General features: G+C 61.3%; 28 protein-coding genes and 1 tRNA gene. 5 read left to right on the top strand and 24 right to left on the bottom strand.

Features of this window, described 5'->3' with window-relative positions:
- Nucleotides 1–166 precede the first annotated feature (166 nt).
- Nucleotides 167–1282 carry a metallophosphoesterase gene (locus BLR29_RS26065; RefSeq protein ID WP_255371452.1) on the top strand — a complete coding sequence of 372 codons (1116 nt, stop codon included), beginning with the start codon at nt 167–169 and terminating at the stop codon, nt 1280–1282.
- A 48-nt stretch (nt 1283–1330) separates the two neighbouring features.
- Here the strand turns inward: BLR29_RS26065 and BLR29_RS26070 are convergent, their stop codons facing one another.
- Together BLR29_RS26070 and ettA are read right to left on the bottom strand one after the other, a co-directional pair.
- Entirely contained in the window at nt 1331–3967 is a 2637-nt protein-coding gene (locus BLR29_RS26070; RefSeq protein WP_218132719.1) for a molybdopterin-dependent oxidoreductase, read from the bottom strand.
- 499 nt (nt 3968–4466) lie between these two features.
- On the bottom strand, nt 4467–6134 hold the full coding sequence (ettA, locus tag BLR29_RS26075; RefSeq protein ID WP_092141093.1) for an energy-dependent translational throttle protein EttA: 1668 nt from the start codon (nt 6132–6134) through the stop codon (nt 4467–4469).
- Between the two features lie 137 nt (nt 6135–6271).
- Here ettA and BLR29_RS26080 point away from each other — a divergent pair, with 137 nt between their 5' ends.
- Complete coding sequence (locus BLR29_RS26080; protein ID WP_092141095.1) at nt 6272–6496, top strand: hypothetical protein; 225 nt, start codon at nt 6272–6274, stop codon at nt 6494–6496.
- A gap of 49 nt (nt 6497–6545) precedes the next feature.
- Nucleotides 6546–7061 (top strand): M48 family metallopeptidase, encoded by a 516-nt coding sequence (locus BLR29_RS26085; RefSeq protein WP_092141274.1) that lies wholly within the window; start codon nt 6546–6548, stop codon nt 7059–7061.
- 67 nt (nt 7062–7128) lie between these two features.
- Here BLR29_RS26085 and BLR29_RS26090 read toward each other — a convergent pair whose 3' ends face one another.
- From BLR29_RS26090 to petA, 7 genes are all read right to left on the bottom strand, one after another.
- A complete protein-coding gene (locus BLR29_RS26090; RefSeq protein WP_092141097.1) occupies nt 7129–8022 on the bottom strand; it encodes an endo alpha-1,4 polygalactosaminidase in 894 nt (297 codons plus the stop codon).
- A 476-nt stretch (nt 8023–8498) separates the two neighbouring features.
- Nucleotides 8499–8574, bottom strand: a tRNA-Thr gene (locus tag BLR29_RS26095).
- A 52-nt stretch (nt 8575–8626) separates the two neighbouring features.
- Nucleotides 8627–9121 (bottom strand): ClpXP protease specificity-enhancing factor, encoded by a 495-nt coding sequence (locus tag BLR29_RS26100; RefSeq protein ID WP_092141099.1) that lies wholly within the window; start codon nt 9119–9121, stop codon nt 8627–8629.
- Nucleotides 9122–9148: 27 nt separating this feature from the next.
- Nucleotides 9149–9760 (bottom strand): glutathione S-transferase N-terminal domain-containing protein, encoded by a 612-nt coding sequence (locus tag BLR29_RS26105; protein ID WP_008643086.1) that lies wholly within the window; start codon nt 9758–9760, stop codon nt 9149–9151.
- A gap of 245 nt (nt 9761–10005) precedes the next feature.
- Nucleotides 10006–10749, bottom strand: coding sequence for a cytochrome c1 (locus BLR29_RS26110; protein ID WP_092141101.1), 744 nt, complete (start codon nt 10747–10749; stop codon nt 10006–10008).
- A gap of 39 nt (nt 10750–10788) precedes the next feature.
- Entirely contained in the window at nt 10789–12192 is a 1404-nt protein-coding gene (locus BLR29_RS26115; protein WP_092141103.1) for a cytochrome b, read from the bottom strand.
- Nucleotides 12193–12194: 2 nt separating this feature from the next.
- Nucleotides 12195–12812: a ubiquinol-cytochrome c reductase iron-sulfur subunit gene (gene petA, locus BLR29_RS26120; protein WP_092141105.1), complete on the bottom strand. Its 618-nt coding sequence runs from the start codon at nt 12810–12812 to the stop codon at nt 12195–12197.
- Nucleotides 12813–13031: 219 nt separating this feature from the next.
- On the opposite strand from petA, the gene mscL reads away from it, so the two are divergent.
- Complete coding sequence (mscL, locus tag BLR29_RS26125; protein ID WP_092141107.1) at nt 13032–13466, top strand: large conductance mechanosensitive channel protein MscL; 435 nt, start codon at nt 13032–13034, stop codon at nt 13464–13466.
- A gap of 23 nt (nt 13467–13489) precedes the next feature.
- Here the strand turns inward: mscL and BLR29_RS26130 are convergent, their stop codons facing one another.
- The gene (locus BLR29_RS26130) at nt 13490–14236 is read right to left on the bottom strand and encodes a Nif3-like dinuclear metal center hexameric protein (protein WP_092141109.1); all 747 of its coding nucleotides are present in this window, start codon (nt 14234–14236) and stop codon (nt 13490–13492) included.
- Between the two features lie 20 nt (nt 14237–14256).
- Between BLR29_RS26130 and BLR29_RS26135 the strand changes: the two genes are divergently transcribed.
- Complete coding sequence (locus tag BLR29_RS26135; RefSeq protein ID WP_092141111.1) at nt 14257–15450, top strand: Do family serine endopeptidase; 1194 nt, start codon at nt 14257–14259, stop codon at nt 15448–15450.
- Between the two features lie 614 nt (nt 15451–16064).
- Here BLR29_RS26135 and BLR29_RS26140 read toward each other — a convergent pair.
- The 14 genes from BLR29_RS26140 to hisC form a co-directional block, all read right to left on the bottom strand.
- On the bottom strand, nt 16065–17150 hold the full coding sequence (locus BLR29_RS26140; RefSeq protein ID WP_255371449.1) for a porin: 1086 nt from the start codon (nt 17148–17150) through the stop codon (nt 16065–16067).
- A 254-nt stretch (nt 17151–17404) separates the two neighbouring features.
- A complete protein-coding gene (gene tatC / locus BLR29_RS26145; RefSeq protein WP_092141115.1) occupies nt 17405–18193 on the bottom strand; it encodes a twin-arginine translocase subunit TatC in 789 nt (262 codons plus the stop codon).
- 94 nt (nt 18194–18287) lie between these two features.
- Entirely contained in the window at nt 18288–18806 is a 519-nt protein-coding gene (gene tatB / locus BLR29_RS26150) for a Sec-independent protein translocase protein TatB (RefSeq protein ID WP_092141117.1), read from the bottom strand.
- 93 nt (nt 18807–18899) lie between these two features.
- Nucleotides 18900–19136, bottom strand: a complete 237-nt coding sequence (tatA, locus tag BLR29_RS26155) for a Sec-independent protein translocase subunit TatA (protein WP_092141119.1) — start codon at nt 19134–19136, stop codon at nt 18900–18902.
- A gap of 151 nt (nt 19137–19287) precedes the next feature.
- Nucleotides 19288–19644, bottom strand: a complete 357-nt coding sequence (locus tag BLR29_RS26160; RefSeq protein WP_092141121.1) for a histidine triad nucleotide-binding protein — start codon at nt 19642–19644, stop codon at nt 19288–19290.
- A gap of 63 nt (nt 19645–19707) precedes the next feature.
- On the bottom strand, nt 19708–20100 hold the full coding sequence (locus BLR29_RS26165) for a DUF4870 family protein (protein WP_092141123.1): 393 nt from the start codon (nt 20098–20100) through the stop codon (nt 19708–19710).
- Nucleotides 20101–20157: 57 nt separating this feature from the next.
- Nucleotides 20158–20526 (bottom strand): phosphoribosyl-ATP diphosphatase, encoded by a 369-nt coding sequence (locus BLR29_RS26170; RefSeq protein WP_092141125.1) that lies wholly within the window; start codon nt 20524–20526, stop codon nt 20158–20160.
- Nucleotides 20523–20930 carry a phosphoribosyl-AMP cyclohydrolase gene (hisI, locus tag BLR29_RS26175; protein ID WP_092141127.1) on the bottom strand — a complete coding sequence of 136 codons (408 nt, stop codon included), beginning with the start codon at nt 20928–20930 and terminating at the stop codon, nt 20523–20525. The genes BLR29_RS26170 and hisI overlap by 4 nt, the downstream gene beginning before the upstream one ends.
- A 2-nt stretch (nt 20931–20932) precedes the next feature.
- Nucleotides 20933–21703 carry an imidazole glycerol phosphate synthase subunit HisF gene (hisF, locus tag BLR29_RS26180; protein WP_092141129.1) on the bottom strand — a complete coding sequence of 257 codons (771 nt, stop codon included), beginning with the start codon at nt 21701–21703 and terminating at the stop codon, nt 20933–20935.
- A gap of 85 nt (nt 21704–21788) precedes the next feature.
- Nucleotides 21789–22532, bottom strand: a complete 744-nt coding sequence (gene hisA, locus BLR29_RS26185) for a 1-(5-phosphoribosyl)-5-[(5-phosphoribosylamino)methylideneamino]imidazole-4-carboxamide isomerase (RefSeq protein ID WP_092141132.1) — start codon at nt 22530–22532, stop codon at nt 21789–21791.
- A gap of 159 nt (nt 22533–22691) precedes the next feature.
- Entirely contained in the window at nt 22692–23345 is a 654-nt protein-coding gene (gene hisH, locus BLR29_RS26190) for an imidazole glycerol phosphate synthase subunit HisH (RefSeq protein WP_176861065.1), read from the bottom strand.
- Nucleotides 23342–23965, bottom strand: coding sequence for a YchE family NAAT transporter (locus tag BLR29_RS26195; RefSeq protein WP_092141134.1), 624 nt, complete (start codon nt 23963–23965; stop codon nt 23342–23344). Before BLR29_RS26195 ends, hisH begins: the two co-directional genes overlap by 4 nt.
- Nucleotides 23966–24047: 82 nt before the next feature.
- Nucleotides 24048–24635 (bottom strand): imidazoleglycerol-phosphate dehydratase HisB, encoded by a 588-nt coding sequence (gene hisB / locus BLR29_RS26200; protein ID WP_092141136.1) that lies wholly within the window; start codon nt 24633–24635, stop codon nt 24048–24050.
- A 7-nt stretch (nt 24636–24642) separates the two neighbouring features.
- A complete protein-coding gene (gene hisC, locus BLR29_RS26205; RefSeq protein WP_092141138.1) occupies nt 24643–25743 on the bottom strand; it encodes a histidinol-phosphate transaminase in 1101 nt (366 codons plus the stop codon).
- Nucleotides 25744–25773: the final 30 nt, after the last annotated feature.

Genomic DNA, 25773 nt, shown 5'->3' on the forward strand with positions numbered 1-25773 from the left:
CCGCAGCGACAGGTACGCCCGGAGAGGTGCTCCGGGGCAGCCGGGTGTGCATCTTGCTTGGCTTCTTATTCGCCCTCCGCCCCTTGAAGCCCGGTTGCGACAGCCTCACCTTGTCCGAACCCCATCCTCCAGAACCCGTCATGAGTGCCATGCCCCCCGCCGCTCGATCCTGTTCGCCGCCTCGATCACGGCGCTGCTGCATGCCTATATCGGCGTGCGGCTGTTGCCGGACCTGCCCGTGCCGATGGCAGTGAGCTGCGTGGGGGCGCTCTGGCTGATCGTCTCGGCGCTGCTGCTGCCCAGCGCGCTGCTGGCGCGCCGGTTCGCGCCACCCTGGGCGGACCGGATTTCCTGGATCGGGATGCTGGCGATGGGCTTCTTCTCATCGTTGCTGATCCTGACGGTTGCCCGGGATATCTTTCTGCTCGTCGCCCTGATCGTCGGCTGGCATCCGGCGGGATCGCTGGCCTATAGCGCGGCGGCGGCGCTGATCCTGGCGCTGGTCGTGACGCTGATCGGTTATATCAATGCGCGCGGGCTGGCGAAGGTGGTGGAAGTGGACGTGCCCATCCCCAACCTGCCTGAGGCGCTGCATGGCTTCACCATCGCCCAGATCAGCGATATCCACGTCGGGCCAACGATCAAGCGGCCTTATCTCGATCGCATCGTGGACCGTGTGAACGGCCTGCAGGCCGACGCCGTGGCCATCACCGGCGATCTTGTCGACGGCTCCGTGCGCGAACTGGCGTTACACACGGCGCCGCTGGCGCGGCTCTCCGCCAGGGACGGCACGTACTTTGTCACGGGCAACCACGAGTACTACTCGGGCGCCGAACCGTGGATCGCCGAACTGCGGCGCCTGGGCGTACGCGTGCTGATGAACGAGCACGTCGTGGTCGATCGCGCGGGGGCAGCACTGGTGCTCGGCGGCGTGACCGACTACTCGGCAGGAAAATTCATCGAAAGTCATCGCAGTGACCCGGCCCGGGCGCTGTCCGGTGCACCGACCGATGCGGCGGTGCGGGTACTGCTGGCGCACCAGCCACGCACGGCCCCGGCAGCGGCGTCGGCGGGCTTTGACCTGCAGTTGTCCGGCCACACCCACGGCGGCCAGTTCTGGCCGTGGAACCTGTTCGTGCCGATGCAGCAGCCCTACGTGCACGGCCTGAACCGGCACGAGGGGCTGTGGGTCTACGTCAGTCGGGGGACGGGCTACTGGGGGCCGCCGAAGCGCTTTGGCGCGCCATCGGAAATTACCCGGCTGCGGTTGGTGAAGGGGTGAAGGCTGCCGCAGTATCAGTGCAGGCGGCGGCAGCTCGCACCAGCGTTGCTATTTTTTGGCGTTCTTGAGCAGAAACTCCAGAACAGCCTTGCGCTCTTCGTCATTCAAGCCTGCCCGGGGGAACATGCTTTGCGTGATGCCGAGCCATTGCTTCTCACTGAACTGGCCCGGATCGCGGGGACCATGACATACCGTGCAGCGTTGATAGAAGATGCGCTCTCCCAGGGACATGCTCATGGTGGCCTTCTGCCGTAGTGACCATGAACGATCAAGCCCGTAGTACTTGCTATCGAAAGCCACCTTCTTTCGAATAGTCCTGGGCGGCACATACGCCTGACTCGGACCTTCGGCATCCGTGCATTTCCGCAAGTACGCCAGGCACGTATCCGCGACGGTTGCCTGGCTCAAGCCACTAGCCGGGCGACTGCTCGTAATGAAATTCACCAGGCCGTTATTGCAACGTCCCTTGCGGTCGATCTGGGGCCACGCCCCTTCATAGATACTGACCACGCCCCGCATGATCTTGTCCGACAGAACGGCGCCCACCACAATGGCGCCTCGCTCGTTGTAGAGCTCGACTGCATCACCTTCCCTGATACCGCGTTCCGCAGCATCCTCCCGGTTGATCACCAATGGCTCGCGACCCGTGACGGCATACAGTTCGCGCACCGGCTCCGCGTTAGCCATCTGGGAATGCAGGCGGTTGTAGGGATGCGGGCTGACAACATGCAATTGCCCGGACTTGGCATTCCCAAGATACTCGGCCGGCTCCAGAAACTTGGGCAACGGCGGACAGTCGGCGAGTTTCATTTTCTCGATGGTCGCCGAATACATTTCGATCTTGCCGGTCGGGGTATGCAGTGGATGCTTCGCCGGATCGGACCGGAAATCGCCATGCCTTACCCAGCGATGTGCGGCTGCGGGTACGTCGAGCCGGGCAACCCCTTCCTTCCAGAATTTTTCGAAAGACATGTGTTTGGCCGCTGAACTGCCTTCGTAGGCCAGTTTCACGTGTTCCATCTGGGTCTTGCCTTCGCTGAATCCCAACTCGACACCGAGCAAGGCGGAGAGGCGTCGGAATATCTCGTAGTCATCCAGCGCGTCGCCTTGGGGTGCAATGGCTTGCTTCATGGCAAAGATCTTGTCATTGCTGTACGTGCCGCCCGAGGAAATGTCGTTACGTTCGAGCGTGGTGGTCGCTGGCAGCACGATGTCGGCCCAGCGTGCGGAGGCACACCACCAGCAATCCTGCACGACCACGGTATCCACGCTCCGCATCGCCTTGATCAGTTCATTCAGGTTCTGCTGGTGCGACATGAAATTGACGCCCGCGTTGTAGATCATCTTAACCAGCGGGTACGTATATTGGCTGCCGTTATAGGTGAAGGCCTTGCCGGGGTACTGCAGCATCTCGCTGATGCGCGACGCAGGACAGAGCTTCTTCACCGCATTGCGTCCTTGAGCGATGCCGAGGGGACCAGTTCCCCCGGATTGCGCGGTGCCACCACCACCATAGTGCCAACTGAAGCCGATGCCCTGACCCGGCAAACCGATATTGCCGAGCATGCAGGCGAAATTCACGATCGCCCAATAGGGCATCTCACCATGATGGGCGCGCTGGATGGACCAGGACCCAGCGATTTGCGTGCGCTTGCTGGCCATGAGTTCGGCCAGTTCGCGGATTTTCCCTGCGGGAATACCGGTGATCTTCTCCGCCCACTCCGGCGTCTTTGGCGGACTCCCATCGGCGTCCTTGCCTGACAGGTAAGCCAGGAAGCGATCAAAGCCTACGGTGTATTGGTCGATGAAAGCCTTGTTGTATTTGCCGGTGACATGCAAGTGATGGCTCATCGCCAGGAACAGCGCGGTATCGGTGTTCGGAACGATGCGCACCCATTCCGAACCCATCTTTTCATCGGTCGTGGTGAACTGCGGGTTGATGGAAATGAAGCGGACGCCGGCCTTCTTTATCTCCGCCCAGTGATCGAACATCTCGTGGTCCGCCACCGTGTATTCGATCCGATTGTTCTTGTCGGGATCACAGCCCACCAGCAGAAAGACCTCGGTGTTGTCGCGCACTTGCTCCCACGCGGTTTGCGGAGAATAGACCTCCAGGTCACCGATGACGTAGGGCATGACGATCTGCGCCGCCCCGCCGGAATAGTCGCCCGTGGTATAGGAACAGCCGCCCACGAGATTGAAGAATCTTCCCTGCAGGACATTCGGCCGGAATATACCGGCGTGCGACCATCCGCCGTAGGAGCTGCTGAAGATGCTCTCATTGCCGTGTTTCTCGATCGTATCGAGAATGGCTTTGGCCGTCAGTCCCAGGGCAACTTCCCAGGAGACCTGGATGAATTCCTCCTTGCCTCGCAGCTCAGGCTTGCGATTGCCATCGATGCCCTCCAGGTACGACTTCCTCACCATCGGTCCGGCAATTCGAGTCTTGTCATAAGTCCGGGCCAGAACGCCTTGGGTGAGCATTTCATTTGGCTGGGCATCGAGTTTCGTTGGGGCGATCTTCTTGATTTTCCCCCGCTCCACCATCGCCACGAAGGGGCCATAGTGGGTAGCGTGCGCCACGGAACCGGTGAAGTTGGCCATAGACCCAGACGCGCCATCGACGGTTTTTGCCAGTGCTTTCGCAGCCGGATTCATGTCGAATAGCTCAGCGGCACTCACCATGCCAGCCGTTCCTGCGAGGGTAAAGAATTGACGTCGAGATAAGGACATATGGCGCACCTTCGTGTGGGGAGAATGAACGACGCGTTCACTATCCGCTTGCGCCACGCCAGCAATTTTGATGCGACGCAACCGTCGACAGGCTGGCGTTTGATCCGACGCCGGACTCGCGTGAATGGCGGCGACGCCTGCGCGAAATTCGACAGATTCGGAGAGGCTAATGATGACGCTCTAACGCGTCCCTGCCGCGAGACCGCGTTGTGAATATCGTGCCGGTGGGATTCGGAGAGGCGGGGTATGCGCGTCACACCCGGATGGCATTGCGCCAGCCACGGACTTGACGGAATTGAGGACTACGTATGCGTCGAGGCGACGGACCTGCAAGGCCGTCGGGAGCGGCCCTCCGCAGCGATGACTGCGGAGGGTGGATCATCGGGGCCGGTCGTCAGCGATCGCCCGGTTCAGGCCACCCTTGCAGCCTGCCCGGATGATCCGGCAACGATCAGCGGTCGATCGGCTTGTAGCGAATGCGCTTCGGCTTGGCCCCTTCTTCGCCCAGGCGACGCTTCTTGTCTGCTTCGTATTCCTGGTAGTTGCCCGGGAAGAACTCCACATGCGATTCGCCCTCGAACGCCAGGATGTGCGTGGCGATACGATCGAGGAACCAGCGATCGTGGGAGATCACCATGACGCATCCGGCGAACTCCAGCAGCGCATCTTCCAGCGCGCGCAGCGTTTCCACATCCAGGTCGTTCGACGGCTCATCCAGCAGCAGCACGTTGCCGCCAGCGATCAGCGTCTTGGCCATGTGCAGGCGGCCGCGTTCACCACCCGAGAGCGTGCCGACCTGCTTCTGCTGGTCGCCACCCTTGAAGTTGAAGCGGCCGATGTACGCACGCGACGGCGTCTCATACCGACCCACTGTCAGGATGTCCGAGCCGCCCGAGATTTCCTCGAACACGGTCTTGTTTCCATCGAGGGCGTCGCGGCTTTGGTCGACAAATGCCATCTTCACGGTCGGCCCGATCTTGATCTCGCCGCTATCCGGCTGTTCCTTGCCGGTCAGCATGCGGAAGAAGGTCGACTTGCCGGCGCCGTTCGGGCCGATGATGCCCACGATCGCACCCGGCGGCACCTTGAAGCTGAGGTTGTCGATCAGCAGTCGGTCGCCGTAACCCTTGCTCACGCCGTCGAACTCGATCACTTCATTGCCCAGGCGCTCACCCACCGGGATGAAGATTTCCTGGGTTTCGTTGCGCTTCTGGTATTCCTGGCTGTTCAGCTCGTCAAAGCGGGCCAGACGCGCCTTCGACTTGGCCTGACGACCCTTCGGGTTCTGGCGTACCCACTCCAGTTCCTTGTGCAGTGCCTTCTGGCGTGCGGATTCGCTCGACTCTTCCTGCTTCAGCCGCTGCTCCTTCTGGTCCAGCCACGAGCTGTAGTTGCCCTTCCACGGGATGCCGTGGCCGCGATCCAGTTCCAGGATCCACTCGGCGGCGTTGTCCAGGAAGTAGCGGTCGTGGGTCACAGCCACCACTGTGCCCGGGAAACGCGTGAGGAACTGCTCGAGCCAGTCCACCGATTCGGCATCCAGGTGGTTGGTCGGTTCGTCGAGCAACAGCATGTCCGGGCGCGACAGCAGCAGGCGGCACAGCGCCACGCGGCGCTTTTCCCCGCCGGAGAGATGTCCGATCTTGGCTTCCCACGGCGGCAGGCGCAGCGCATCGGCGGCGATGTCGAGCTGCAATTCGGCGTTATTGCCGTCGCTTGCGGCCAGGATCGCCTCGTACTTGGCCTGCTCGGCGGCCAGCGCGTCGAAGTCGGCATCTGGTTCCGCGTAAGCGGCGTAGATCTCGTCCAGCTTCTTGCGTGCTTCGAACACGCCGCCCAGCGCGGCTTCCACGGATTCGCGCACGGTCTGCTCCGGATCGAGCTGCGGTTCCTGCGGCAGGTAGCCGATGTTCAGGTTCGGCATCGGCGTGGCTTCGCCCTCGATCTCCTTGTCGAGGCCGGCCATGATCTTCAGCAGCGTCGACTTGCCCGAGCCGTTCAGACCCAGCACGCCGATCTTGGCGCCGGGGAAGAAGGACAGCGAAATGTCCTTGAGGATGTGACGCTTGGGCGGAACGATCTTGCCCACGCGGTTCATGGTGAATACGTACTGTGCCATGGGTGCGAGTCGGTTTGAATTTGGGGAATGGCGGGAGTGTAGCAAACGAAGCGAGGCAGGCTCCGGTCACTTCGGCTGATTCCGGTCGCGGCCAGTACAATGGAAGGTTCGCAGTTTTCGCACAATTCCGCTATTCCATGAGCAAACCCGCCCTGACCCTCAAGTTCAAGTGCAAGAAGTGCACGAAACCCGTCACGCTGTACCTGCAAAAGACATCGGCATGCTCGCATATCCTGCCCTACCAGGGCTTCTGCAAGTGCGGCGAGATGATGCGCCACGCCACCGGTGACAAGGACGCCGTCGAGTCGTTCGTGAATTCGATGGATAACAGCTGGATGCACCACCACCATCACCATCACTAAGCAGGCGCCGGTCGTGAACGAGAACTGGCGTGCTGGCGTCAAGGATCCGATGCGCTTCCTGGGCGGCTATCCCCCGGGCGTGCTGGATCAGGTGCGCGCGCTGATCGCGGCTGGCGGCCTCGGCGAGCACCTCGCACGCCGCTACGCGGATCGTCATACGATCCAGACGGATCGGGCTCTGTACGAGTACACGGCCGAGATCAAGCAGGAATTCCTGCGTAGCGCACCGCCGCTGCACAAGGTGGGCTATGACGCGCGGCTCGACACCGCACAACATGCGCTGGGCCTGCACACCGCGATATCGCGTGTGCAAGGCGGCAAGCTAAAAGCAAAGAAGGAAATCCGCGTGGCGTCGTTGTTCAAGGAAGCGCCCCCCGAATTCCTGCGCATGATCGTCGTGCACGAACTCGCTCACCTTAAAGAGAGCGACCACAACAAGGCGTTTTACCGGCTCTGCGAGCACATGGAGCCGCGCTATCACCAGCTTGAATTCGATACGCGCCTGTTCCTGGCCTGGCGCGAGCTCGAAAAGACCGGAAACGCGGCCGGGCGCGCCGCCGGATGACCGCGCATCAGCCGAAGCACTGAGCGCGGCACGCGTCGACGCACTGGTCCCGTATTAGTCGCAGCTACTAGTCGCAGCTATATCGGAAGTTGTCGTTCAGTTTCAGCGGCAATACCAGCGTGCGCAGATTCAGGGCCTTCGCCTTGGCACACAACGTTGCACGCTTCACTGGGTCCTTCCATTTTGTCGCGTACTCCACGTTGAACACGGCCTTGCCCTGCGTAGTAAAGGCTGAATAAACGCCGCATTCGTTGTATTGGAAGCACTGCTCATTGATGGCGAAGTCGAAATCTGTCGCCAGCTCCGCAACCTGCGCGATCTCATTCTTAAGTCCGATGGCAAGCCCACGCGCATGGGCTTCGGAAGCAAGGAAGCGGTTGTAGTCGAGTTGCGTCTCGGCAGTCAGCGGCAGACCCGGGTTATTCGTATAACCGTCGACATTATCCGGATCGATGCCATCGCAACCTCTCGACCTAGCCAGATCCATTCGCGCTTTCATGATGTTGCGCACGTTCGCGGAACGCGTATCGAGCCAACGCTCCCCCGCCCAGCCATCGAGCGGATTGCCTTGATCGGCGGCGGTGAACTGCGCGAAATCCGACCGCCAGTCTTCGCTGCTACCCGCCGAGAAATAGCAGATCACGCGTTTGCCCTGCGCCTTCAAGGTGTCGATGGTCGTCTGAGGCGTATCAAACAGGTCGAAATCAAATGCGACCGCGTTATAGCTCGTATTGAGCCTGCCTTGCAGTTGAAGCTGCCAGGTATCGGTGACGGCCGGCATCCATCGCGTCGTGGCGGTGATGCTGTTGCTTGCGGAGGGCGTCACGGTGGGCGTTTCCGTGACGCGCACGACCGAGTTTCCGGAGTCGCCATCTCCACCACCGCCGCACGCGGCCAGCGTCCCGACGACAATTGCGGCGGCCAGGCGCACGATGCCCTGGCATGCAAATCTGCTGTCCATACTTGCCCTTCCTCTGTCATCCCGACAAATAAATGAATGGCCGGTCTTCCATCGCATCCGCGCGGCCGGCCTCCGGCGCGGAAGTTGCCCTTGCGTCGTCGTCATTGGATCGCGCTTAGGTCGGTGTAGCGTGTCGACATTATGTTCGGGCGGATTGGCAACGCAATGACGCCGTAACGCCACGACGCAGAAATGCGACACCCGGCGACGCCTCTCGCTCATTCAGCCACAGTCGAACCCTGCTTGCCGAGGCGGAGTCGTGATGGCGTGCTGAAGAATTATCGGCATCACGAACGGCGTTTGAAATTGATTGCAGTGATGGGTCTTCCTCGGCTATCGGCGGAACGATCAACGAGGATTGGCTGCCCGGGAGCAACTTGGCGCCGCTGAAGCAAACGGGCGTCGCAAAGTGCACGGCTAGGGAGAGACGGCAAAAACAAAACGGGCCACGCAAATGCGTGGCCCGTTCTAGATTCTGGTGCCGGCTGCAGGACTCGAACCCGCCACCTGATGATTACAAATCAACTGCTCTACCTGATGAGCTAAGCCGGCATGTATGGTGCAGACCGCGATTCTACTGCATGCGGTCCACTTTGACGATGGCTTACTTCACCACCTTCAGAGAAGGTTTCTTGCCGCCGATGCGAGGTACCGGCGGCGGGGTCGGATCATCGTCCGAGCCGCCCTCTTCCGCCGTCACCGCGGTCGGGGCATCCGCATCCACAGAGGCCAGTTTCGGCGGAGGATTATTCTCTCGCTCCGTGGCCGCCTGGGTTTCCGGAATGCTGCGCTCCACCGGAAACGCCATGCCTTGCCCGTTCTCCCGCGCATAGATGGCCAGCACGTTTTCCACCGGCACATCGATCTTGCGCGACACGCCACCAAAGCGAGCGCTGAATGCAATCCACTCATTGCCCATGTCCAGACCGCTTGTCGCGTCAAAACTCACGTTCAGCACGATTTCGTTGTTCTTCACGAACTCGCGCGGCACGCTTGTGTTGGCATCGACAAAGACGGCGATGTACGGCGTGAAACCATTATCCGTGCACCATTCGTAGATGGCTCGGATCAGGTAGGGCTTGGTGGACGTTTCAGACATTACGCTTCCGGTGGCGTCGGATCCGTCTTAGCGACGCATCACCTTTTCAGAGGGGGTCAGTGCTTCGATATAAGCAGGGCGGCTGAAGATCCGTTCCGCATACTTGAGCAGCGGCGCGGCATTCTTCGACAGCTCAATGCCATAGTGATCCAGGCGCCACAACAGCGGAGCGATGGCGACGTCGAGCATCGAGAACTCTTCGCCCAGCATGTACTTGTTCTTCACGAAAATCGGCGCGAGCTGGGTCAGGCGGTCACGAATAGCGGCACGTGCACGTTCGTGGTTCTTCTCGGCGGCCTTGCCCTTTTCGTTCTCGAGCACGTAGACGTGCGTGAACAGTTCCTTTTCGAAGTTGAACAGGAACAGGCGAGCGCGGGCGCGCTGCACCGGGTCAGCCGGCATCAACTGCGGGTGCGGGAAACGCTCGTCGATATACTCATTGATGATGTTCGATTCGTACAGAATCAGGTCTCGTTCGACGAGGATAGGGACCTGGCCGTACGGGTTCATCACCGAGATGTCTTCCGGCTTATTGAACAGATCTACGTCGCGAATCTCAAAATCCATGCCCTTTTCAAAAAGGACAAGGCGGCAACGTTGGGAAAACGGGCAAGTGGTACCCGAATACAACACCATCATGGTTGAATTCCTTGGGTGTGAAGTCCGCGAAATGCATAGCAATTCGGCGAACTTGGCAGCGCTAGTTCGGACAGGGCAAACATTCTGTCAGAACGCCCTATCGAAAAGCAAATAAGTTACAAATACAGAAAGCGCACCATTCAACACTTTACGGTTGCGTTGCGCAATGCAGAAGGGCCGACGCGGTGCTGCAATGCTGCAACTTCCGCGCCGGCCCTCCGGCAACCACAGCTAGCTGTTACAACTTACTTCACATCTTTCCAGAAAGCGGCATTGAGGCGCCAGGCGAAGACCGTGAACATGAGCAGGAACAGCAGCACCCAGACACCCAGTCGTTTGCGGTGGCTTTGTGCCGGCTCGGACATCCAGTTCAGGTAGTTCACGAGATCGGCTGCCGCCTGGTCATATTCCTGCGTGCTCAGCTTGCCCGGCGTCAACTGCTCGAAGCCGGCGAACTTGTGCACCTTCTCGCCATGCTCTTCCACTTCGGCGAACTTGGCGGCGCGCTGGCCCTGCAGTTCCCACAGCACGTGCGGCATGCCGACGCTCGGGAATACGAGGTTGTTCCAGCCGGTGGCACGCGCGTCGTCACGGTAGAACGTGCGCAGGTACGTGTAGAGCCAGTCGTTGCCGCGGGCGCGCGAGATCACCGAGAGGTCCGGCGGCGTGGCACCGAAAAACACCTTGGCATCCTTCGGCGGCAACGCGATCGTCATGGTCTCGCCCACCTTGTCGGCGGAGAACAGCAGGTTCTGGCGGATCTGGTCGTCCGTCAGATCCAGATCCTTCAGCCGGTTGTAGCGCATCATCGATGCGCCGTGGCAGTTCAGGCAGTAGTTGACGAACAACTTGGCGCCGCGCTGTAGCGACGACACGTCGCTGGTGTCCAGCGGCGCCGGCTCCAGGGGATACCCCCCTTCGCTCGCGCTTGCGGGCATGGCCGCGAAGCAGGCGCCAACCAGTGCGAAGATCGAAAGCAACTTTTTCATCTTGTGTCCTTGTCCTCTTGTCGGGGTTCGCGCAACGCTTCAGTGCGGATGGAACGTGACGCGCTCCGGCACCGGCTTGAACTCACCGGCGCGGCTCCACAGCGGCATGGTCAGGAAGAAGGCGAAATACAGCAGCGTACCGAGCTGCGACACCTTCTCACCCACCGGCGACGGCGGTTGCACGCCCAGGTAGCCGAGGACCAGGAACACCACCACGAAAACGATCAGAATCGTCTTGTGGAAAGCGGGACGATAGCGGATGGACTTGACCGGCGAGCAGTCCAGCCACGGCATGAAGAACATCACGATCACTGAGCCACCCATCACCAGCACGCCCCAGAACTTGGCGTCGATGAAGTAGAAGCCCAGGGCCAGGATGACAAGGATCGCCACCGAACCCGCCTTGATGCGTGAGTCCTTGCTGCGCAGGAACACCATGCCCAGCACGATGGCGAAGAACACCCACAGGATCGGCAGGAAATTCGACGTCGTGGCGCGCAGCATCGAGTAGAACGGCGTGAAGTACCAGACCGGCGCAATGTGCGGCGGCGTCTTCAGCGGATCGGCCGGGAAGAAATTGTTGGCTTCCAGGAAATAGCCGCCGACTTCCGGGAAGAAGAAGATCACGGCCGAGAAGATCAGCAGGAAACCACCGACGCCCAGCAGGTCATGCACGGAGTAATACGGGTGGAACGGAATGCCATCGAGCGGAATGCCGTTCTCATCCTTCTTCGCCTTGATCTCCACGCCATCCGGGTTGTTCGAGCCCACTTCGTGCAGCGCGATGATGTGTGCGATCACCAGCGCCAGCAGCACCAGCGGTACCGCAATCACGTGGAACGAGAAGAAGCGGTTCAGCGTGGCATCGCTCACCACGTAGTCGCCGCGGATGAACAGGGACAGATCCTGCCCGATCACCGGGATTGCGGAGAACAGGTTCACGATCACCTGCGCGCCCCAGTACGACATCTGGCCCCACGGCAGCAGATAGCCCATGAACGCTTCGGCCATCAGGCACAGGAAGATCAGGCAGCCGAAAATCCAGACCAGTTCACGCGGCTTGCGATACGACCCGTACAGCAGGCCTCGGAACATGTGCAGGTAGACCACGACGAAGAACGCCGAGGCGCCGGTGGAGTGCATGTAGCGCACCAGCCAGCCCCAGGGGACTTCGCGCATGATGTATTCCACGCTGGCGAAGGCCACCGGAATACCAGCGGCGTTCAGCGTAGCATCCGGCTTGTAGTTCATCACCAGGAAGATGCCGGTGACGATCTGGATCACCAGTACCAGCAGCGCCAGCGAACCGAAGAAATACCAGAAATTGAAGTTCTTCGGCGCGTAGTACTTGGAGAGGTGATCTTCCCAGAGTTGGGTGGCGGGGAAGCGGGCGTCGATCCAGCCCAGCAGGCCAGTGGTTTTGACTTCTTTTTCGGCCGCCATGATCAAGCTTCTCCTTTCTCGTCCTTGCCGATCACGATCTTGGTGTCGGTCAGGAACTGGTAGGGGGGTACGTCAAGATTTTGCGGAGCCGGCTTGTTCTTGAACACGCGCCCGGCGAGGTCGAATGTCGAACCGTGGCAGGGGCAGAGGAAACCGGGGTCGGAACCGAGCTGGGGATTGGCGCCGGACGCAAACGGGCCGGACGGAGAACAGCCGAGGTGGGAGCAGATGCCGACGACAACCAGCAAGTCCTTGTGCTCGGCACGGGATCGCGTTTCGTTCTTGCAGTAGTCCGGCGTCTTCATGGTGAAGGGCACGTCGGACTGGGGATCGGCGACTTCGCCATCGGTCTTCTTGAGCGACGCCAGCATCTCGGGCGTACGACGCAGAATCCAGACCGGTTTGCCGCGCCACTCCACGGTCATCATCTCGCCGGGCTTGAGCGCACCGACATCTGCCTCGACTGGCGCGCCGGCGGCTTTGGCTTTCTCCGACGGTGCAAAAGTACTGACAAACGGAACTGCTACAGCCACGCCTCCTACGCCGCCCGCGACCGATGTCGCGATCAACCAATTGCGGCGACCTTTGTCCACGTTCTTCACGTTCTGCTGGTCACTCATTCCAAACCCCAGGGGATGTCATCAATCTGATCTTGCGTCAACCGAAAATTATACCTGAGGCACATCCCGCGACGATAGGCGAACTACTGATAGCCGACTGGTCGATAATCGGTCATACCCGCTCCATAGCCGCATCCAGGCTTGCACTCAGGGGTGCGATGATGCAGTCTTAGTCAGACGTGAACGTTAATCTGAAGCAACAAATAAGGGGAAAAAATAATGAGCATGATGAGCGAGTTCCGAACCTTTGCAATGCGCGGCAATGTGGTGGACCTGGCCGTCGGCGTGATCATCGGCGCAGCCTTCGGCAAGATCGTGGACTCGATCGTCAATGATCTGATCATGCCATTGGTAGGTCGCGTGATCGGCAAGCTGGACTTCTCCAACATGTTCGTCACGCTGGCGGAACCGCCGCCGGGCATCCCGCATACGCTCGATGCGCTGAAGAAAGCGGGCGTGCCCGTATTCGCCTACGGCAATTTCCTGACCATCGTGGTCAATTTCGTGATTCTCGCGTTCATCATCTTCCTGATGGTCCGCGCATTTAACAATATGCGCGCCAAGAACGAGGAACCGGCCAAGCCTGCCGAGACGCCCGAAGACGTCGTCCTGCTGCGCGAAATCCGCGACAGCCTGAGGGCTCCGCGCGCCTGATCGCCAATTCGATCGGACCCGACTCAGACCGGGTTCGGAATATCGATGAAGGTATGGCGCAGGCCGAATCGCTGCGCCAGATGCTCGCCCACTGCACGGATGCCGAATCGCTCGGTGGCATGGTGGCCGGCGGCCAGATAGGCCACGCCGCTCTCGCGCGCGAGGTGCGTAGTTTGCTCCGACACCTCGCCGCTGAGGTAGGCATCCACGCCCGCGGCGACAGCGGCGTCGAAATACCCCTGCGCGCCTCCCGTGCACCAGCCGACGGTGCGTACCATCTGATCCGGATCACCGATTGCGAGGGGCTCTCGTCCGAGCACGCCGCCCACATGCGCGGCCAGCGCGTGCAACGGCATCGACTGGGGCAGCGTGCCCGTCCAGCCGAGTTGGTCATCGCCGAATCGGCCAGTCGGCGTGAATCCCAGATGCAGGCCCAGCTGCGCGTTGTTGCCCAGTTCGATATGGTTATCGAGCGGCAGGTGATACGCCATCAGATTGACGTCTGCACCCAGCAGCCGTTTCAGCCGGGCATGCTTCTGGCCGATGATCCGCGCATCCTCGTTTTTCCAGAAGTATCCGTGATGTACGAGGATGGCGTCGGCGCCCGCCTCGATGGCAGCTTCGACCAGCGCCAGGCTGGCCGTGACGCCGGTGACGATATGTGTGACCTCGGGTCGACCTTGCACTTGGAGGCCGTTCGGGCAATAGTCCTTGAAACGGGGAACTTCCAATAGGTCGTTCAAGTACAATTCAAGCTCTTTTGTTTTCATTTTCTGCTCAAAACTCCAATATGTTGCGCCGCTTCTGGCTGTTTTTCGCTCAGGCTGTCACAGTCGTGCTGGCCGTGTGGTTCGTCGTGGCCACGCTCAAACCCGAGTGGCTGCAGCGCGGGCGGGTAGCCGTGCAATCGGGGTCGCCTATCGTGGCACTGAAGGAAGTTGTGCCGAGTGTGGCCGGATCCGCGGCTGAAGGGTCTTATAGCGAGGCAGCCCGCCAGGCCATGCCTGCAGTGGTGAATATCTTCACCAGCAAGAACGGCAGCAAGCGATCGCCGAATCCGCAGGCCGAAGATCCGTGGTTTCGATTCTTCTTTGGCGATCGCCTCCCGGAACGCCAGGAACCGGTATCCAGCCTGGGTTCGGGTGTGATCGTCAGCGCCGAGGGCTATATTCTAACCAACCACCATGTGGTGGACGGTGCGGACGAGATCGAGATTGCCCTGACCGATGGCCGCAAGGCCAACGCCAAAGTGGTGGGCTCCGATCCCGAGACCGACCTGGCAGTGCTGAAGGTCACGCTGAAGGACCTCCCGGCGATCACCCTCGGCCGGATCGAGAACGTGAAAGTCGGCGACGTGGTCCTGGCGATCGGCAATCCGTTCGGCGTCGGCCAGACCGTGACGATGGGTATTGTTTCAGCACTGGGCCGCAGCCACCTGGGCATCAACACGTTCGAAAACTTCATTCAGACCGATGCGGCCATCAACCCTGGTAACTCGGGTGGCGCGCTGGTCGATGCCCAGGGCAACCTGCTGGGTATCAACACAGCGATCTATTCACGCTCGGGCGGCTCGCTGGGGATTGGTTTCGCGATTCCCGTATCGACCGCCAAGCAGGTCATGGAGTCCATCATCTCGTCGGGCGCTGTGACGCGTGGCTGGATCGGCGTGGAGCCGCAAGACATGACGCCGGAAATCGCCGAATCCTTCGGCCTGGACGCCAAGGAGGGCGCACTGATTGCCGCGGTGGTCCAGGGCGGCCCCGCCGACAAGGCCGGAGTGAAGCCAGGCGACGTGCTGGTATCAGTCGGCGAGCAATCCATTTCGGACACGACGGCGCTCTTGAACGCCATCGCACAGTTGAAGCCCGGAGCCGAGGTCAAGATGAAAGTCATCCGCCGGGGCAAGCCTGCCGATGTCACCGTGACGATCGGCAAGCGCCCTCCCCCACCGCGACGCGCGATGCCGCTGGATGAGGAAGAGTAAGCCTGCGCTTGTGGCAGTGACTTCTGAATAGTGCAAGGGGCCAGTAAGTTCAGTGCCACAGAAAGCGAAAACCCCGTCAGGCGACTGACGGGGTTTTTCTTTGGGGACAACGCGCGCAACGCTCTCACCTTGTGCGTGTGGCGCAGACTCTCTGGGCGCGGGCCCAAATCTTGGCGCTGTAGTCGACGATGCGCTAGGTCGATTACTTTTGGGACTTGAAGGGCCTTAGGGACCGGAGAGACCCGGGGTGCATAAGGCGGACGTTCATCGCGACTGCACTGGGCAACGTCGCTATTGGCTTGCAGGAGCATACGGTCGGGGATGACCTGGCACTTGAGGTGGGAGCCTGTTCACGCAGGACTGGGTACGCCCCTGGGGCTGGTCGCCAGCATCCGGAATGCATTGGAGTCACGGCCGCCCGACAAAGCGGGATGCGCCCCGCGATCGCGTGGCTGAAACCAATGCGCAAACCATGATCGCGAAGTGCGATCACCCCGAACACATCGCCCAACAGAAGCACCTGGATCTGCCGGACAAAACAAAACGCCGACATCCTTTCGGATGTCGGCGTTCTGATCAAGCCGAATCTGATGCGGGCTTACACCCGCGTCAAATTAGAACTTGTGACGCACACCAACCACAGCGCCGAACTGGTTGGCCGTACCATTGGTCTTGCCGAAACCGTCGACACCCATCGTCGAGTCGTCCTTGTTCTTGGCGTAGCTCATGCTCAGGTAAGCATCCGTACGCTTCGAGAAGGCGTAGTCAGCCGAGGCCACGAAGGTCCAAGGATCGCGGCCGCTGCCACGGAAGTCTTGGTAGTAGGTAGCGCCCGTCAGCGAGAACGCCGGGGTCAGCTGGTAACCCAAACCCAGCCAGTACAGGTTCGACGTGTTTTGGCCGCCCGGATTGGCAACTTGGAAAATGGTGTCAACCGAGTGACCCCAACGGTAACCAGCGAACACCTTGGCCGGGCCGAAGGCGTACGTACCAGCAACCGACGCGCGACGCAGGACTTGGTCCTTCGACACAGCGGTGCCAACGTTGGTTTCGTCATAGACGGCACCAACCGAGAACGGGCCGCCCGAATAGGTCAGGCTCAAGCTGTACTCGCGACCAACCTTGGCCGAACCCGGCAGTTCGCCGGCAGCGCCGCTACCCGTATCCCAGCCGAAGCTGTACAGGGCGTTGGCGGTCAGGCCACCGAAGGTACCGACGTACTTGACAGCATTGTCAGCACGTTGCGAGAACACCGGATCTTGCGAGGTGATCGAGTACTTGGTCGAGATGGCCATCGGATCGAAGGCCAGACCGAACTCATAGAACGGCGTCTGTTGACGACCCAGGGTCAGCGCGCCCCACTGGCTTTGCAGACCGACGTAGGCCTGACGACCGAACAGGCGGCTCGACTGGGCCGACTTGCCGTCGTCGATGGAGAAACCGCTTTCCAGCACGAAGACGCCCTTCAGGCCACCGCCCAGGTCTTCCACGCCGCGCAGGCCCCAACGGCTGCCGGACAGGTTACCGGAGGTCATGCGAACCACGTCGTGGCCGCCGGTCTGACCTGCGCCCGCTGCGGGCTGGTGGTTTTGGTATTCGATACCAGCGTCAACCACACCGTACAGGGTCACGCTCGACTGGGCATACGCACCGCCGGCGGCCATGGCGGCAACGGCAGCTGCAAACAGTTTCATCTTCATATCGACACTTTCCTTGTCAACTGATTGGGAAATCTTGGTTGCCCAAGTGCTTGGGCGACGCATTAACCTTCACGTCTGCGTCGTATTATGTGACACCCCCCCTCCGCGCCAGAAGACTTTTTCGCCGTAAACGCGGTTTACCGTCGCGTTTTGTTGTGATCAAGCAACAGCAAGGGGGTGGTTTTTCACCGTTTTGGTGCAAAACAGCGCATTCGGACGCGGAGAATACGGTGTGCTTACAAGTCCGGAGGAACTCAGTCCGGCTGCGTCTCGCTTGCGGAAGGTGCGCCAAGCGGCTGTTTGGTGACAAAGCGGGCCATCAGCAAGCCCAGCTCATAGAGTGCGATCAGCGGCACGGCCAGCAGCAGCTGGGAAAGCACATCGGGCGGGGTCACCACGGCGGCGATAATAAAGGCGCCAACGATCACATACGGGCGGATCTGCTTGAGCTTGTCCAGTTCCACCACGCCAAATCTGACCAGCACGATCACCACCACCGGCACTTCGAAGGTAATGCCAAAGGCCAGGAACGTGGTCATGGCAAAGCTCAGGTATTTGTCGATGTCCGTCGACATGTCCGCACCAAGTGGCGCGTTGTAGTGCGCCATGAAGTGAAACACGGTCGGGAACACAAGAAAGTACGCAAACGCGACGCCGCAGAGGAACAGCACATAACTGCTGGTGACCAGCGGCAGGATGAGCTTCTTCTCATGCTGATACAGACCTGGCGCGACAAATTGCCAGACCTGATAGAGAACCCAGGGCAACGCGATCAGGAAGGCCACCAGCATCGTGACCTTCATCGGCACGAAGAACGACCCCGTGACATCGGTCACGATCATTCGGCCGCCCTTGGGCAGGGCCTCCATCAGCGGAGCCGCGAACAGGTTGTAGATATTCGGAGCCCAGTAGACGAGGCCGAGGAAGACGACAATCACCCCGGCAACCGCCTTGACCAGCCGCTCGCGCAACTCGATCAAATGGGAGATGAAGGTTTCTTGCTGGGTTTCGTCGTTGGGATCTTGGGAACGGGAGTCGCTCATGGCGTAGCCGCTTCAGCCGCGCTGGCTGGCATCAGGGTTCGGTGGCGGCCGCCGCCAGCCGGCGCGGCGGGCGGGACGGCAAAAGCCGTCATGGTCATTCGAAGAACGAGCGAGCGCGGCCGCTGGCGGGACGGTGCCGCTTGACGCGCGCAGCGCCGGACTGCACCCATACGCGCGTGCTCTGCTGCCGCTTGAACCAGAGCGGTCGCGCGCCCTGCTTCACGCGCCAGCTCTTGCGGCCGTTGTGGGATTTGTGGGCGGCATTCCAACTCGGCACGTAGCCGCCACCGGATGCGCCCTCGCCTGACGTCGTTGACGCAGATCCTTCCACGCCCCCCAAAGCTTCGTTCAGCGCCTGGGTATGTTCGCTGACTTCCTTGTGGATGGTCTGCTCGACGTCGCGTGCGGCATTCTCGAACTCCGTGCGCATCTTGCGCAGTTCATCGAGTTCCACCTCGCGGCTGACTTCCGCCTTGACGTCATTGATATAGCGCTGCGCGCGGCCGACCAGTGCGCCGACCGTCCGCGCCACCTTGGGCAGACGCTCAGGACCGATCACGATCAGCGCCACGGCGCCAATCAGTGCGAGCTTGGAAATGCCGAGATCGATCATGCGGACATCTGGCCAGGGACACAGGAAGGGCGGGCCGTCGCGAGCGCGGCCGCCGGGGGGATTGCTTCAGGCAAGTCGAAGACCGTCAGGTGCTTACTGCTGGCGGGACTTTTCCTTGGCTTCCACATCGATCGTGGTGGAATCGCGCAGTTCCTTGGCCGGAGTGCCCGGGGCGCCCGGTTCCTCGGCATTGCCATCCTTCATGCCATCCTTGAAACCCTTCACCGCGCCGCCCAGGTCTTGCCCGATATTGCGCAGCTTCTTGGTACCGAAAACGAGCATGACGATCACCAGCACGATCAGCCAGTGCCAAATGCTAAACGAACCCATTTCTTGCTCCTGATGAAGCTGCGGGCGATCAAGGTAAGCCGCCCGGCCCCGTAGTTCCGTCCCTCAAAGGTCACGTCGGGCGACGGTTGCCGACGCGACACCAGGCCAGGACACATGTCCTGGCCCGCTCATGCCCAGGCTGCCCCGGTAATCAGGGTGCCGGTGCCTTCCACTTGTCGCGCGGTCCGCCGAGTACGTGGACATGGAGGTGATAGACCTCCTGTCCGCCGTCCGTGCCGGTGTTGATCACCGTCCGGAAGCCGTTGTCACAGCCGGCCTGTCGCGCCAGTTCAGGCACCTTGAGCATCATTCTAGCAAGCACATCCGAATCCCCGGGTCCGCAATCGGCCAGCGAATCGACATGCGACTTCGGAATTAGCAGAAAGTGTACCGGCGCTTTGGGATGGATATCGTGAAATGCCAGCAACTCGCCGTCCTCATACAGCTTTTGCGACGGAATCTGACCGGCCACGATCTTGCAGAAAACGCAATTGTCCTGGGATTTCATGAAGTTTTTGTTGCAGTATGTCGGATCATTCCACGCGATCGATCCGACCCGGCCCGCGTTTTCTCAGAACTGCTGGTCCGGATACATCGGCTTGCGGTCATTCAGGTACAGCCAGCCCTTGACGATACGATACAGCATCCACAATGACAAAACGCTCCAGAGCGCAATCGCCACCGGGAACAGCAGCACTGTGACAAACATGAATCCGCCGACCACGGTCCAGACGATCGACCACCAGAACGTGCGGATCTGCCACGCGAAATGTGAAGCGTAAAGCGTGCCGCGCGTATCGTCGCGCTTGACATAGTTCACGACGATCGCGATCAGCGCCGTGATGCCGCCTGTCAGCCAGAAAATCGCATACAGCGCATAGAGAATATGCGTCAGCTTGCGCAGGCCATCCAGCTTGTCGGTGTCCGGGGTAGCCGTGACTTGCGTGGTGTAGTCCGTCGCCATCTTGCCCTCCAGCGTTGCGCCGTGCCCGGGCGATTCCCGGGCGGCATGGGATCTATGCTACTCCTTGCGGCTGGCCTTCTCCGCCAGCCCGGACATCCCTTCGCGGCGCGCCAGTTCGTTGACCACATCCGACGGCGTCACGCCGAATCGTGCCAACAGCACCATGCTGTGGAACCAGAGGTCGGCCACTTCGTAGACCACCTTGCCGACGGCCTCCTGGCTAAGCCCCGCGGCGCGGGCGTCCTTGGCCGCCATCACCGTCTCCGTGGCTTCCTCGCCAATCTTCTTGAGGATGGCATCGTCACCCTTGTGGAACAGCTTCGCCACGTAGGACTTGTCGGGGTCGCCACCGTTTTCCGGCTTGCGGGACTCCAGCGTCGCAGCCACGCGCGCCAGCACGTCTGCCTCGGAGAGGGAATCGCTCATGACTTGGCCGCGTAGATGGTGGAGGGATCCTTCAGCACCGGCTCGACGGTCTGCCAGTCGCCCGATTCGGCATCGCCCTCGAACTTCTGGAAGAAGCACGAATGACGGCCTGTGTGACAGGCGATGCTATCCACCTGTGTCACCTTCAACAGCACCACGTCTTCGTCGCAATCCAGACGAATCTCATGGACCTTCTGCACGTGTCCCGATTCCTCGCCCTTGTGCCACAGACGCTTGCGCGAGCGCGACCAGAACACGGCTTCGCCAAGCTCCACCGTGCGCTGCAGCGCCTCGCGGTTCATGAAGGCGAACATCAGCACGTCATTGGAACCCGTCTCCTGGACGATTACCGGCACCAGGCCGTTATCGTCCCACTTCACCTTGTTCAGCCACTTCTTTGCCATGATCACATCCGGACGGGAATGCCCTCGCGGGCCATGAATGCCTTTGCTTCGCCAACGGTATGCTGGCCGTAGTGGAAGATGCTGGCGGCCAGCACCGCATCGGCGCGACCCAGACGGATTCCGTCGGCCAGGTCCTGCAGGCCCCCAACGCCACCTGATGCAATAACGGGAACCGGCACGGCGTCGCTGACAGCGCGCGTGAGTTCCAGGTCGAACCCACTCTTGGTGCCGTCGCGATCCATGCTGGTCAGCAGGATTTCACCGGCACCGCGCGCCGCCATTTCGCGGGCCCATTCGACGGCATCCAGGCCGGTGGCCTTGCGGCCGCCATGCGTGAAGACTTCCCAGCGCGGCGCCTCGCCCGGGGCGGAACTGCGCTTGGCATCGATGGCCACCACGATGCACTGCGACCCGTACTTGCCAGTGGCATCGGATACGAGCTGCGGATTGGCAATGGCCGACGAGTTGACGCTGATCTTGTCCGCCCCCGCGTTGAGCAGGCGCCGCACGTCCTCCACGGCGCGCACACCGCCGCCGACCGTCAGGGGGATAAACACCTGGGAGGCCACCGCTTCAATGATGTGGAGAATCAGGTCGCGGCCGTCGCTGGTCGCGGTGATATCGAGAAAAGTGATCTCATCGGCGCCCTGCTCGTCATAGCGACGCGCGATTTCGACCGGGTCACCCGCGTCGCGCAATTCGACGAAGTTGACTCCCTTGACCACCCGCCCGTTGGTCACGTCCAGGCAGGGGATGATACGTTTGGCTAGCATGAGATTCCTTGCGCGCCGCCGCCGGAATGGCGATGGCTTCTCGCAGCTGCACGCGCCCGGCGCCGGGCACGTGCTTGTCGCTGGCTTACTCCGCGCCCAGCTTGTCCGCGCGCGCCTGGGCGTCCGCGAAGTTGAGGTCGCCGGAGTAGATCGCGCGGCCGCAGATCACGCCTTCCACGCCTTCTGGCTCCACCTGGCACAGGCGCTCGATGTCGGTCAGATTGGACAGTCCGCCGCTGGCGATCACCGGGATCGACATCGACTGAGCCAGTTTCACCGTGGCGTCGATATTGATCCCCTGCAGCATCCCGTCGCGGCCGATATCTGTATAGATGATCGCTTCGACGCCGTAGTCTTCGTACTTGCGCGCAAGGTCCGCCACTTCATGGCCGGTCAGCTTGCTCCAGCCGTCGGTGGCCACCTTGCCATCCTTGGCGTCGAGGCCGACGATGATGTGGCCGCCGAATGCGGAGCACGCATCCTTCAGGAAGCCCGGGTTCTTCACCGCGGCAGTGCCGATGATGACGTACGACAAGCCATCATCCAGCCAGCGCTCGATGGTGTTCAGGTCACGGATGCCGCCGCCCAGCTGCACGGGGATCTCGTCGCCCACCTCGGCGATGATGGATTTGATGGCGGCCTCGTTACGAGGCTTGCCGACGAATGCGCCGTTGAGGTCTACCAGGTGCAGGCGACGCGCGCCCTGGTTCACCCAGTGACGTGCCATGGCGGCGGGATCTTCGGAAAAGACGGTGGCCTGGTCCATGTCGCCTTGTTTGAGGCGTACACACTGACCGTCCTTCAGGTCGATGGCCGGAATGAGCAACATAAGCGTGACGAGCGTGGTTGTGTAAAAAGGAAAAAGGTAGCGATGCCGGCAAACGCGCTGGCTGTTCAGGTCATGTCAGTTTGGCAGTGGATGCGCAGTCTGGTTGGTGGCTCTGAACGATCGCTGGACAGTATCGGGGGCGCTTCAGGTACAGGTGCCTTACGGATTCCAATGCACGAAATTCCGATACAACTGCAAACCCATGGCGGCGCTCTTCTCCGGGTGAAACTGCGTGGCAAAAATATTATCGCGTGCTACCGCACTGGTAAACACGACGCCATACTCGGTTTCGCCGGCAATGTGGGCCGGGTCCTGCGCATGCACATAATAACTGTGCACAAAATAGAACCAGCTGTCGTCCGGGATCCCCTCCCACAGCGGGTGGGCGCGCGACTGGTGCACGCGATTCCATCCCATTTGCGGCACTTTGTAACGCGAGCCGTCCGGCTGCGTCATCCCGTCCAGCTCAAAGCGGATCACCTCACCCGGCATCAGCGCCAGGCACGGCGTACTGACGCCTCCGGTGCGACTTTCGGTGCTGTGGTCAAAAAGCATCTGTTCGCCAACGCACACACCCAGCATCGGCTTGCTGGCGGCCGCTTCCAGCACCGCCTCCTGCAGCCCGGAGCCGCCCAGTGCACCCATGCAGTCCGGCATGGCGCCCTGGCCCGGCAACACCACGCGGTCCGCCGCGCGGATCGCTTCCGGCCGATCCACTACCTGGACATCCGCTTCCGGCGCCGCGGCGCGCAACGCCTGCGCCACCGAGCGCAGGTTGCCCATGCCGTAATCCACAATTGCTATGGTAGTCATGATTTCAAAACAGGCAACAATGTCTTCAGCCCGTCCACAATGAATTCGACGGCCAGCGCCGACAGGATCAGCCCCATCAGGCGCGTGCCGATATTGATCCCGGTCCGGCCAATCACCCGCGCGATGGGATCCGCCGCGCGGAACGTCATGTACACCACCACCCCCAGCAACACCCCCAGGCCCACCAGCACCAGCAACTGGTACCAGTGCTGGGTCTTGCCGGCATAGACGATCACCGTGCTGATGGACCCCGGCCCGGTCAGCAACGGCAGCGCCAGCGGCACCACCGCGATGCTCGCCTTGGCCTCGGCCTCGTCCTCTTCCTCGGGCGTGGCCTTGGTCCGGCTGGTCTGGGCGTTCAGCATGTTCATGGCCATCATGATCATGATGATTCCGCCACCTACCTGCAGCGACGCCACCGAGATATTGAAGAACTCGATGATCTGCTGACCCAGCAGCGCCGACACCCCGACCACGATTGCCACGGACACCGACGCAGTCTTGATGGTACGCAGCTTCTCCGCTTCCGTCTGCTGGCTGGTCAGGCTGATGAAAAACGGGATCGCCCCGATCGGGTTGATCAGCGCCAGCAGTGAAATAAAGGACTTGAGCGTATCCATCGGTTGCGGGTGTGTCGGTGTTCGTCAGCGGGCGCCGCAACCAGCCGGCACGCCTACAAGGTGTCGCGGAAGGCAGTCTGGATCAGAGGGTGCCTTTTGTCGATGGGATGGTGTTGGCCGCGCGCGGGTCCAGTTCCACCGCCATGCGCAGGGCCCGCCCGAAGGCTTTGAACACCGTTTCGCATTGATGGTGGGCATTGATGCCGCGCAGGTTGTCGATATGCAGCGTCACGCCGGCATGGTTGACGAAGCCGCGGAAGAATTCGATCGTCAAGTCCACATCGAAGCTGCCCACGCGCGCACGCGTGAACGGCACGTGGAACTCCAGGCCGGGGCGCCCCGAGAAGTCGATCACTACGCGCGACAGGCATTCGTCCAGCGGCACATAGCTGTGGCCGTAGCGCGTGATCCCCTTCTTGTCGCCGATGGCCCTGGCAACTGCCTGGCCGAGCGTGATGCCAACGTCTTCCACCGTGTGGTGGTCATCGATATGGACATCGCCGGTGGCTTCGACCTCGAGGTCGAACATGCCGTGGCGGGCGATCTGATCCAGCATGTGGTCGAGGAACGGCACGCCGGACGCCAGCTTCTGGCGACCGGTACCGTCGAGATTCAGCGAAACGCGGATCTGCGTTTCCGAGGTATTGCGGGTGACCTCTGCAACACGCATGGTGGGGTTAATCCTGCAATGAAGCGGCAAAGGCTTCAAGAAACTGCGCGTTTTCTTCGGGCGTGCTGACCGTCACGCGCAGACAGTTGGCCAGCAATGCGTGCATTTTACTCACGTTCTTGATCAATACCTTCCGCGCCAGGAGTCGATCGAATATCTGTGCCGCATCCGGCACGCGAACCAGCAGGAAGTTGGCGGCGCTCGGGAATACCGTTACGCCGGGTTGCCCGGCCATCGCGTCCGCCAGCCGCGTGCGTTCGGCACGCAGTTGGGCGGCCTGGTCGTCAAGCACGCCGACATGCTCCAGTGCGAACAGCGCCGTGGCCTCGGTCAGCACATTGACGTTATAGGGCGGGCGGACCTTGTCCAGCTGGGACAGCCATGCCGGCTCGCCCGCCACGTAGCCCAGGCGGATGCCGGCCAGGCCCAGCTTCGACACGGTGCGCATGACCAGCAGGTTGCCGAATTCGGTCAGTCGGGGCATCCAGCTTTCCTGCGCGAACGGCTGGTAGGCTTCGTCCACCACCACCAGGCTCTGGCAGACCTCGCCCTGCGCGGCGCGGACGATGGCCTCCATGTCAGCGGCGTCGAACAGGTTGCCCGTCGGATTGTTCGGATACGCCAGGTAAATGATGGCCGGCTTGTGCTCGGCCATCGCCGCCAGCATCGCCGCCCGGTCCAGCGTGAAGTCCGCGCGCAGCGGCACGCCGACGAACTCGAGCCCGGCGAACTGCGCGGACATCGCGTACATCACGAAGCCCGGCACCGGCGCCATCACCTTCGCGCCCGGCCTGGCCGCGGCCAGCGCCAGCATGCTGATGATCTCGTCCGATCCGTTGCCCAGCAGCACATCCATGCCGGCCGGCACGCCCATGACGTCCTTGAGCTTCGCGCGCAGCGCCTCGCTGCTCGGCACTGGATACCGGTTCAGCGCCACCTCGCCCAGCCGCGCGGCCAGTTGCGTGCGCAGTGCGGGGGGCAGGCAGTACGGATTCTCCATCGCGTCGAGCTTCACCAGACCGTGCGAATCCGCCACGTGGTAGGCGCCCATGGCGCGCACGTCGTCACGGATGATGCGTTCGATCAGGGAAGGGTCTACGGCAGGCATGAAAAATCCTCTTACGTTAAGAAATTAAAC

The organism is Cupriavidus sp. YR651 (genome assembly GCF_900101625.1).
In the GTDB taxonomy this organism is placed as follows: domain Bacteria; phylum Pseudomonadota; class Gammaproteobacteria; order Burkholderiales; family Burkholderiaceae; genus Cupriavidus.

Coding starts and splice junctions, on each gene's coding strand:
- BLR29_RS26070 (WP_218132719.1), bottom strand. CDS start 3,967: ATGGTGAGTGCCGCTGAGCTATTCGACATGAATCCGGCTGCGAAAGCA.
- ettA (WP_092141093.1), bottom strand. CDS start 6,134: ATGGCACAGTACGTATTCACCATGAACCGCGTGGGCAAGATCGTTCCG.
- BLR29_RS26080 (WP_092141095.1), top strand. CDS start 6,272: ATGAGCAAACCCGCCCTGACCCTCAAGTTCAAGTGCAAGAAGTGCACG.
- BLR29_RS26085 (WP_092141274.1), top strand. CDS start 6,546: ATGCGCTTCCTGGGCGGCTATCCCCCGGGCGTGCTGGATCAGGTGCGC.
- BLR29_RS26090 (WP_092141097.1), bottom strand. CDS start 8,022: ATGGACAGCAGATTTGCATGCCAGGGCATCGTGCGCCTGGCCGCCGCA.
- BLR29_RS26100 (WP_092141099.1), bottom strand. CDS start 9,121: ATGTCTGAAACGTCCACCAAGCCCTACCTGATCCGAGCCATCTACGAA.
- BLR29_RS26105 (WP_008643086.1), bottom strand. CDS start 9,760: ATGATGGTGTTGTATTCGGGTACCACTTGCCCGTTTTCCCAACGTTGC.
- BLR29_RS26110 (WP_092141101.1), bottom strand. CDS start 10,749: ATGAAAAAGTTGCTTTCGATCTTCGCACTGGTTGGCGCCTGCTTCGCG.
- BLR29_RS26115 (WP_092141103.1), bottom strand. CDS start 12,192: ATGGCGGCCGAAAAAGAAGTCAAAACCACTGGCCTGCTGGGCTGGATC.
- petA (WP_092141105.1), bottom strand. CDS start 12,812: ATGAGTGACCAGCAGAACGTGAAGAACGTGGACAAAGGTCGCCGCAAT.
- mscL (WP_092141107.1), top strand. CDS start 13,032: ATGAGCATGATGAGCGAGTTCCGAACCTTTGCAATGCGCGGCAATGTG.
- BLR29_RS26130 (WP_092141109.1), bottom strand. CDS start 14,236: ATGAAAACAAAAGAGCTTGAATTGTACTTGAACGACCTATTGGAAGTT.
- BLR29_RS26135 (WP_092141111.1), top strand. CDS start 14,257: ATGTTGCGCCGCTTCTGGCTGTTTTTCGCTCAGGCTGTCACAGTCGTG.
- BLR29_RS26140 (WP_255371449.1), bottom strand. CDS start 17,150: ATGAAGATGAAACTGTTTGCAGCTGCCGTTGCCGCCATGGCCGCCGGC.
- tatC (WP_092141115.1), bottom strand. CDS start 18,193: ATGAGCGACTCCCGTTCCCAAGATCCCAACGACGAAACCCAGCAAGAA.
- tatB (WP_092141117.1), bottom strand. CDS start 18,806: ATGATCGATCTCGGCATTTCCAAGCTCGCACTGATTGGCGCCGTGGCG.
- tatA (WP_092141119.1), bottom strand. CDS start 19,136: ATGGGTTCGTTTAGCATTTGGCACTGGCTGATCGTGCTGGTGATCGTC.
- BLR29_RS26160 (WP_092141121.1), bottom strand. CDS start 19,644: ATGAAATCCCAGGACAATTGCGTTTTCTGCAAGATCGTGGCCGGTCAG.
- BLR29_RS26165 (WP_092141123.1), bottom strand. CDS start 20,100: ATGGCGACGGACTACACCACGCAAGTCACGGCTACCCCGGACACCGAC.
- BLR29_RS26170 (WP_092141125.1), bottom strand. CDS start 20,526: ATGAGCGATTCCCTCTCCGAGGCAGACGTGCTGGCGCGCGTGGCTGCG.
- hisI (WP_092141127.1), bottom strand. CDS start 20,930: ATGGCAAAGAAGTGGCTGAACAAGGTGAAGTGGGACGATAACGGCCTG.
- hisF (WP_092141129.1), bottom strand. CDS start 21,703: ATGCTAGCCAAACGTATCATCCCCTGCCTGGACGTGACCAACGGGCGG.
- hisA (WP_092141132.1), bottom strand. CDS start 22,532: ATGTTGCTCATTCCGGCCATCGACCTGAAGGACGGTCAGTGTGTACGC.
- hisH (WP_176861065.1), bottom strand. CDS start 23,345: ATGACTACCATAGCAATTGTGGATTACGGCATGGGCAACCTGCGCTCG.
- BLR29_RS26195 (WP_092141134.1), bottom strand. CDS start 23,965: ATGGATACGCTCAAGTCCTTTATTTCACTGCTGGCGCTGATCAACCCG.
- hisB (WP_092141136.1), bottom strand. CDS start 24,635: ATGCGTGTTGCAGAGGTCACCCGCAATACCTCGGAAACGCAGATCCGC.
- hisC (WP_092141138.1), bottom strand. CDS start 25,743: ATGCCTGCCGTAGACCCTTCCCTGATCGAACGCATCATCCGTGACGAC.